The sequence below is a fragment of the Streptomyces pimonensis genome (genome assembly GCF_041380215.1).
Classification (GTDB): Bacteria; Actinomycetota; Actinomycetes; order Streptomycetales; family Streptomycetaceae; genus Streptomyces; species Streptomyces pimonensis.
Genome location: NZ_JAHWZY010000086.1, coordinates 1 through 4333 on the forward strand (window position 1 = coordinate 1; position 4333 = coordinate 4333).

General features: G+C 69.1%; 2 protein-coding genes and 2 pseudogenes. 2 read left to right on the plus strand and 2 right to left on the minus strand.

The window, feature by feature from the left end; genetic code table 11:
- Positions 1-136 (minus strand): annotated as a pseudogene (locus tag KYY02_RS33320) (telomere-protecting terminal protein Tpg); the annotation flags it as partial.
- 301 nt (positions 137-437) lie between these two features.
- Between KYY02_RS33320 and KYY02_RS33325 the strand changes: the two are divergent.
- Positions 438-1355, plus strand: a complete 918-nt coding sequence (locus KYY02_RS33325; protein WP_371244707.1) for a DUF4394 domain-containing protein — start codon at positions 438-440, stop codon at positions 1353-1355.
- A 671-nt stretch (positions 1356-2026) separates the two neighbouring features.
- Here the strand turns inward: KYY02_RS33325 and KYY02_RS33330 are convergent.
- Positions 2027-3292, minus strand: a complete 1266-nt coding sequence (locus KYY02_RS33330; protein ID WP_371244709.1) for a Vps62-related protein — start codon at positions 3290-3292, stop codon at positions 2027-2029.
- 887 nt (positions 3293-4179) lie between these two features.
- Between KYY02_RS33330 and KYY02_RS33335 the strand changes: the two are divergent.
- Positions 4180-4333: pseudogene (locus KYY02_RS33335) on the plus strand (IS701 family transposase); the annotation flags it as partial.

The following is a 4333-nucleotide window of genomic DNA, read 5'->3' on the forward strand; positions in this document are numbered from 1 at the left end:
TTCCCCGGCGATGCCGCGGAGCTGCTGTTCGCCGGCGCCGGCGTCCTGGGCGTCGAACAGGCGCGCCGCATGGTGCGGGGGCAGGGCGAGGGTGATGGCGTAGCCGTACGTCGTCGGTGGTGCCGGGCGCGGCGGATCTGGTTCTTCACGTGCCGCTCGACGGTGCGTTGCGTCGGGTGCACGAGGGCCGGTGGGCGGTGAGCCGCCGGACGACGCTCCGGGGACGGCCGCGGCGCCCAGGGCGGAGGGCCCGGGCGCGCACAGTGCGGCCAGGCCGGCGGATACCAGCGCGGTCTCGCCGCCCGCTTGGCACGCGTGCACGGCGGCGTCGCGCGCAAAGTCGCCCGGATGGCCTCCGTAACGTGCTGTGACCTCGCCAGTATGTTTGTGTCACAGGGTGATGCCCGGTATTCGGTCCGGGCCTGTCTCCCTGGGAGATGCGCATGCACGCAGCCATACTCGCTCCTGCCCTGGCACTCGCGCTGGCCCTGCCTACCGCGGCGGTGACGGCAGCGGACGAGAAGTACCCGGGCGGTCTGGACGTCGTCGGTCTCACGGTCGACCAGCAGCTCGTCAGCTTCTCCGAGAACGCGCCGTCCTCACCCCGTTCCCTCGGCCAGATCCGCGGCCTGGAAAAGGACAGCAAGCTGGTGGGGATCGACTACCGCGTCCAGAACGGAAAGCTGTACGGCGTCGGCGACAAGGGTGGCATCTACACCATCAGCCGCTCAGCGAAAGCCACCAAAGTCTCCCAGCTGACGGTGGCACTGGAGGGCGAGTACTTCGGCGTCGACTTCAACCCGGCCGCCAACCGGTTGCGTGTCATCAGCGACACGGGCCAGAACCTGCGGCACAACATCGACGACCCCGCCGCCCCACGGGTCACCACCGTCGACGGCAGGCTGACCAACCCGGCAACCCCGCCCGCCACCACACCCATCCCCGCGCTGGGCATGACCGGCGCCGCCTACACCAACAACGACCTCAACCCCGCGACCACGACGACGCTGTTCGACATCGACACGGTCAACGACCGCGTCTCACTGCAGTCCCCGGCCAACGCCGGCACCCTCGCCCCCACCGGCAGCCTCGGCGTCAACGCAGGCCCCAACGCGGGCTTCGACATCTACTACAACCCCAAGGCCGGAACGAACCAGGGCTTCGCCGCCCTGAAGGTAAGCGGCACCTACCGCTTCTACCGCGTCAACATCCTCAACGGCAGGGCCGAGCGCCTCGGCACCCTCCCCACCGGCCGACAGGTCTTCGACATCGCCCTCCCCCTCAACCAGAACCACACCGGCCCCCGCGGCGGCATGAACACCGGCGGCGGAGCCCTGGCCACCACAGCCAAGTAACACCGAACGCGGCCTGCTGATCGGCCTGAGCGCGAACCCGGCCGGGACGCTGCACCACCCCGGCCAGGTCGCGCAAGCCTGCACGCGGGAGGACCTGGCGGACCTGGTGGCTAACGTTCCTACTGAGCCAGGCACTTCGCCAGTGTGAGCCGGTCTGAACCGCCCCGGACGGCCGCCGCGGCGCCAGCGCCTCCTGGACGGGCGAGGGCGGCTTCAGGTACTCGGTGGGCACGGCGTCGTACGAGACGCCGTCCACGGGCCGCACTTGGTCCGGAGCGCGCACCCAGGCCCGGTACTCGGCAGGCTCCACCGAGTCCCCAGGACTACGGCGGCAAGTGCGCGCTTGATGCTGTTCATGCCCGGTGAACGGTCTTCAGACTGGCGGGGGCACGCCCGGCCTGCAGACATCGCTCTGCGCGAACCTTGACGAGGTCTATCGGTACGGAAGGGGCGGGGCGAGTCTGTCCGGTTAACGTCCCGGCTTCGGCCCTGGCGACCGCTCAGGCCAAGGCGGCAGCAGCGGTTCGATCCGCGCCCATAAGTCGTCGTCCACGATCCACGGCCGAGTCGTCACACGACACGAACGGCCGGATCATCACATCGGTCACGCCTGACCAGGGCACTTCAGCAAGATCCTGTTACGGGCTCTGAGATCGAGCGGCCCCGCGGGCTCAGACCTCGTCGCCGTCGATGGTGTGGCGGACGGCCGCGCCGTTGGGGTAATGGCCCGTAAGGAAGTCGACGGTGTTCAGGGGCAGGCCGCCCTGACCGCCGACGACGTCTCCGTCGGCTCGGCGGGGGACGATCTCGTGTCGGGCCGACCATAGGGCCCCGGTCGAGTTCGGCGGGATGATCAGGTTGTGCCTGTGGGTTTCCTCGGTGAAGGTGCTGACCTCGTATCGCTTGGTGTAGCCGAGTTCGGTGGTGACGCTGGTCTCTACCGACGCACTGAACCCCTTGAGCGCGATCCCGGCGGAGGCACCGACCGTGATGGCGGTCCTCTTCGTGAACTCTTCCCCTGTGGTTTTGGTGACGCCGGTGGTGACCGCGTACTCCCCGGTCGACTCGGTGTTACCGGTGGGGTTGTGGCTCCAGATGTGCTTCTTCCAGCTGGTGCGGCGCTCGAGGGTGTAGAAGGGGGAATTGGCCACCTGCCAGGCCAGTGTCTTTCCGGGGTCCTGAATGACTGTGCACGGCACTGTCACCACCCGGTCGACCACCTGGTCGGTCTCTGCGGGGATCTGCTCGTGCGAGACCAGCTCGGGGGAGGGCGCGGGGTCGCTGGTGACGACGGCGGCGGGCAGGTCCAGCACGTACACGGCGTCCGTGGGCTGGTCGTAGTGGTCCACTGCCAGCAGCAGGCCGGCCCCGAGGATCAGCCGCTGGGTCGTGTCTGCCGGGTAGGGGCCGGGCTGGATGCTGTAGGTGGCGACGTTGGCGCTGGCCCCGGACCGCTTGTCCCACCAGATGAGGTCTCCGATCTGTCCCTGGCGCACATAGGCCCGGCCTGCGTGCTCTTGCCGGATGCAGCCGTACCACCGGGCCTCGGGCTTGTCCCACTCGCGGTGCCACACGTCCCCCAGGCACACGTAGCCCTCCGGCGGCACGGGCCGCCACACCGAGCCGTTCAGCTCTGCGCCCGAGCCCTGGTCCTTCCAGATGAGCCTGAAGTCGACCGGCGGCTTGACCATCTCCGCACCGGGATCCGCGTTGCGCGCCAGGATCGTGGCGCGCTTGCCGGTGATGTCCTGGTGGTCGCCGACGTGCCCCAGTGAGCCGAGGACCCGCCAGCCTGTCCCGTGCATCTCCTCGGTGAGCAGCGGGTCGAAGAATGCCCCGTGCAGCGTCGCCCCGGACCCCCGGTCATCCCACAGACGCACGAATTGATCGGTGACCGCGATCTCCAGCGCCCCGTACTTCACACTCTTCATTCCCATGCCCAACCTTCCAGAATCTGCTCTAGCCGACCGGCAACAGCCCGTGAAGTCGGCACAAGGATCCCCCGGGCCCAGGGTCACCGTGCAGCCACCGGATGCTCCACCACCCGACGCCCCTTGCAGCATCGACGCCCAACACCCACCCCACACCTATCCCTGCGCAATCCACCCGTGTGAGTGAACACGCCCACCCGGCTCGGACAGGTGCCTCCAACAACCCGGATCTCCAGTGCTGGTGACAGAAAGACTGCCGAATGAGCACTTGTGACAAGTCGATTGCCTGACAGCCAGCTGCCCCTAACCCGGTCCTGTCCGCATCTGGGGCCGTAGATGGCCACGCCCCAGCCGCCCCGGCGTACCGCGCGCCGACCGATCGCCCCGCGAGCCGGCCGCCCCGCTCGCATCGGCCGACGTGTCAGGCGGTGCCGGGCGAGAGGGATGGACGTCGGCGCCGTCGCGGCGGCCCGCACAGTTCGACGCGCGGCAGGACTCGCGCCACGAGGACCTGGCCGACGACGTTCGCGGTCGCGCGGAGCATGCGGAGTGGGAACCCGGACACTGGCGCAGTGGTCCAGGCCAAGCTGCGCGAAGCCGCCCGGATCGCTGCCCGCGGGACGAGCTCCAGGCGCTGCGCGAGCTGGGCACGCTGGCGTAGCCCCCATCAAAGCGGCAGTCGACGCGCGGGTTGCAGCGGGACCGAACCCAAGAATCCGCGAAACCCACGCACTTTACTCCAGTGTGACTTCGCGATCTTGTCGCGGACCCGGCTGGGAACGGGTACGGCCACCGCGTGATCATCAAGGGTTGTGTGGACTCATGACGATCGTGCGGTGGCCGCAGGTCACAGCATAGACGGCGCCCGATGGCGGGCGATGTTCGAGCAGGCCATGGACCGGATCGCGGGCCGGTTCAGCCGGGTTGAACCGCGGAGGACGGCCCGTGCCTATCTGCTCGGGCTGCTCTCGCGTACCGAGCGGAAGAACTGCTGGCAGCTGGCCGAACAGGCCGGTCTGGCCCAGCCGGGCCCGATGCAGCGGCTGC

Bases quoted from the DNA above. Each gene is read 5' to 3' on its own strand.
- KYY02_RS33325 (WP_371244707.1), top strand. From the start codon at position 438: ATGCGCATGCACGCAGCCATACTCGCTCCTGCCCTGGCACTCGCGCTG.
- KYY02_RS33330 (WP_371244709.1), bottom strand. From the start codon at position 3,292: ATGGGAATGAAGAGTGTGAAGTACGGGGCGCTGGAGATCGCGGTCACC.